We start from the raw sequence: 1,185 nt of genomic DNA on the forward strand, positions 1-1,185 counted from the left end.
GTTCCCTTCAGTGCAATAGCCCACTGTTCCATCGGGATCTCTTCCAACAGACGCTGTATCGTGGCTTCATTCTGGCGGCTAAGAATATAGAATTCGTACATTTCTGTTTTCAGCTCGTCCACCACGTTTTCGTCACGCGCATGTAACTGGTCCAGCAGCATCTGCTGACTACCGGGAATGCGATTAACGATATTCGCTGCCTGTTTAATCCCCTGCACTTTGGAACCATGCTCGGACAGAACGGCCACACCACGCTCAATCAGACGGTCCAGTTCATCCACCACATCGCGATTGATGTCATCCAGCCTGGCGATACGATAGAGAATTTCATCCTGCCGCGTCGCATCCAGATGAGTGAGCACGGTGGCGGCCACATCGGGCGGTAAAAAGGCGAGAAATACCGCCTGCAATTGCAAATGCTCCTGGTCGATCAATGCGGCCAGCTGCGGAGTATCCACCCACTGCAGACGGGCCATGCGATAACGGATCTCGTCGCCGTAGATGCCGTTAATCACGCTGCGTGCAATCTCGCCGCCCAGTGCCCGTTCAAGTATGTTGCGCAGATAGCTGCGTGACGCGCCGTTGATACCACTCAACTCGCGATAGTCCAGGAAGAAGCTGTTCATTGCATCCCGCGCCTGAGACAGCTTGATGCCGTGCAGGCGCGCCATGGTTTCGCTCAATCGCAGCACCTCCTCGCGGGAGAATTTACTCATTACTGTCGCGGCAGCCTCTTCCCCAATGCTCAGTAATACAATGGCTGCCTGCTCAAGTCGGGGAGGCTGACTGTCAGTGTTGCTGCTTTTGCTGCTATTATTTTCTACTGCTGCTGCTGCTTCGCTCATTGCTGCTAATCCACTGTTTAATCACTTCAGCCACGCGATCGGTTTCGTTTTGGGCCAGAGTTTGTAAGTAGGCGATCTTGGTTTCCAGACCGGAACTTTGAGTAGGAAGGTGTTCATCGCCCTGGAACGAACCGACAGGCAGAGATGATGCGTGCCCATCGACCTCATCACCCTCATCACTTCCACTCTCGGACAGGCCGAGAGCGGAGATGTCTTTAGCCGCAGAGGTTTCTGCCCGACGTCCCACGCGGCGCATCATCGGCAACAATCCAAACAAGGTAATCACCGCAATCAATAGCGCGATCCCACCGCGTTTAATCCAGTCGATCACCGTCTGACG

General features: G+C 54.3%; 1 protein-coding gene and 1 pseudogene. Both read right to left on the reverse strand.

The features are described 5' to 3' along the window. Positions 1-845, reverse strand: an 845-nt coding sequence (locus WH277_RS02165; RefSeq protein ID WP_339504139.1) for a FliG C-terminal domain-containing protein, incomplete at its 3' end; no start/stop codon positions are given. Continuing rightward, positions 814-1,185 (reverse strand): annotated as a pseudogene (gene fliF / locus WH277_RS02170) (flagellar basal-body MS-ring/collar protein FliF); the annotation flags it as partial. The pseudogene fliF and the gene WH277_RS02165, both read right to left, overlap by 32 nt.

This window comes from Erwinia sp. MYb416, from assembly GCF_037479575.1.
GTDB classification, from domain to species: domain Bacteria; phylum Pseudomonadota; class Gammaproteobacteria; order Enterobacterales; family Enterobacteriaceae; genus Erwinia; species Erwinia rhapontici.